We start from the raw sequence: 2,500 nt of genomic DNA, 5'->3' as shown, positions 1-2,500 counted from the left end.
ACCTGTGTCGGTTTGCGGTACGGTCACTATTAATCATAACTTATCGGCTTTTCTTGGAACCTTATCCCATCATTCGATTCAACCGAAGTCTCCTCTCAACGAACTATTCCGTCAGTTCGTATGAAGCTTTAAAGTCCGTCCCCGCTTCGAAACTAATAGTGGTTCAGGAATTTTAACCTGATTCCCATCGGCTTCTGCTTTCGCATTATCCTTAGGATCCGACTTACCCTCCGTTGATTGACGTAGCGGAGGAATCCTTAGTCTTTCGGTGTGAATGGTTCTCACATTCATTATCGCTACTTATTCCTACATTTGCTTTTCTGTACGCTCCAGCATCTCTCAAAAGACACCTTCACTGCATACAGAATGCTCCCCTACCCATTAATAAATTAATGACTAAGCTTCGGTACTATACTTTATGCCCGCTTATTATCGATGCCCGCCCCGCTCGACCAGTGAGCTGTTACGCACTCTTTAAATGATTGCTGCTTCCAAGCAAACATCCTGGCTGTCTCGGCAGTCAGACTTCCTTTGTTCAACTTAGTATAGATTTGGAGACCTTAGCTGTAGTTCTGGGTTCTTTCCCTCTCGGACCCGGACCTTAGCACCCGAGCCCTCACTGCCGGCTATATCTTATCGCATTCGGAGTTTGTCTGAATTTGGTAGGATGTGACTCCCCCGCATCCAATCAGTAGCTCTACCTCGATAAGACTCAACGCCGACGCTGTACCTAAATACATTTCGGGGAGTACGAGCTATTTCCCAGTTTGATTAGCCTTTCACCCCTACCCACAGTTCATCCGAACACTTTTCAACGTATACCGGTACGGTCCTCCAGTTGGTCTTACCCAACCTTCAACCTGACCATGGGTAGATCACTAGGTTTCGCGTCTACAGCCACCAACTTAACGCCCTATTCAGACTCGCTTTCGCTTCGGCTCCGATTCTTAAAATCTTAACCTTGCTGGTGACCGTAACTCGTAGGATCATTATGCAAAAGGCACGCCGTCACCATATCGCATGGCTCCGACCGCTTGTAGGCGTACGGTTTCAGGTTCTATTTCACCCGGATACTCTCCGTGCTTTTCACCTTTCCTTCACAGTACTTGTTCGCTATCGGTGTCTCAGTAGTATTTAGCCTTGGCAGATGGTGCTGCCGAATTCAGAGGGGGTTTCACCGGCCCCCACCTACTCAGGATTCTGCTCGTCCTATATTCCTTACCCTTACGTGACTATCACACTCTACGGTTGACTTTCCCAAGTCATTCAAGTTAAAATATATTTCTAAATGCAGTCCTATAACCCCGGGCTTGCCGTAACAAGGCCGGTTTGGGCTGCTCCGATTTCGCTCGCCACTACTCTCGGAATCACTGTTGTTTTATTCTCCTATGGGTACTTAGATGTTTCAGTTCCCCACGTTCGCTTTCATGCTTAGCATGAATAGTTAGTCTTCAACTAACTGGGTTGCCCCATTCGGAAATCTACGGATATATCGGATGTGTGCTCCTCCCCGTAGCTTATCGCAGCTTATCACGTCCTTCGTCGCCTCTGAGACCCTAGGCATCCCCCATACGCCCTTCTTTTGCTCTTTTTTATCTCTTCTCAGTCTTTCCCATCATGTCAATGTACTCTTTCGTAATGATTCACTGCTGAATTATCACATAGAGGTATAAAACTATATCTTTATACCTTGTGGAGAATATCGGAGTCGAACCGATGACCCCTTGCTTGCAAAGCAAGTGCTCTAGCCAGCTGAGCTAATCCCCCAATTAAAAACTTAACTTATTTTGGAGATAAAGACTAACATTTTTTTGTTTTGTATCAAAGACCTTCCTTTATTGTTTATTTCATCGAATGTTAATTCGATTATCTCTAAAAAGGAGGTGTTCCAGCCACACCTTCCGGTACGGCTACCTTGTTACGACTTAGCCCCAGTCACTGGTTCTACCCTAACGAAGTCTTTTACCTTCCGCTTCAGGTCTACCCAACTCCCATGGCTTGACGGGCGGTGTGTACAAGGTCCGGGAACGTATTCACCGCATCATGGCTGATATGCGATTACTAGCGATTCCAGCTTCATAGGGTCGAGTTGCAGACCCCAATCCGAACTGTGATAGGCTTTTTGTGATTCGCTTACTATTGCTAGCTCGCTGCACTCTGTACCTACCATTGTAGCACGTGTGTCGCCCTAGGCGTAAGGGCCATGATGACCTGACGTCGTCCCCTCCTTCCTCTCTACTTGCGTAGGCAGTCTAACCTGAGTCCCCATCATGACATGCTGGCAACAGATTATAGGGGTTGCGTTCGTTGCGGGACTTAACCCAACACCTCACGGCACGAACTGACGACGGCCATGCAGCACCTTGTTTCGCGTCATTGCTGACTGATCCATCTCTGAATCATTCGCTCACATTCTAGCCTAGGTAAGGTTCCTCGCGTATCATCGAATTAAACCACATGCTCCACCGCTTGTGCGGACCCCCGTCAATTCCTTTGAGTT

Annotated in this window: 1 tRNA gene and 2 rRNA genes (1 of these 3 cut by a window edge); all 3 read right to left on the bottom strand. The window is 47.3% G+C overall.

What is annotated here, in order from left to right:
* Positions 1 to 1,591 (bottom strand): 23S ribosomal RNA (locus EGI26_RS07040) (it extends 1,226 nt beyond the left edge of the window).
* A gap of 102 nt (positions 1,592 to 1,693) precedes the next feature.
* Positions 1,694 to 1,767, bottom strand: a tRNA-Ala gene (locus tag EGI26_RS07035).
* Positions 1,768 to 1,876: 109 nt separating this feature from the next.
* Positions 1,877 to 2,500 (bottom strand): 16S ribosomal RNA (locus EGI26_RS07030); the annotation flags it as partial.

The organism is Lacihabitans sp. CCS-44 (genome assembly GCF_024343735.1).
Taxonomy (GTDB): domain Bacteria; phylum Bacteroidota; class Bacteroidia; order Cytophagales; family Spirosomataceae; genus Leadbetterella.
Note: the sequence above shows the minus strand (reverse complement) of the source record. Positions and strands in the feature narration are given on the sequence as shown.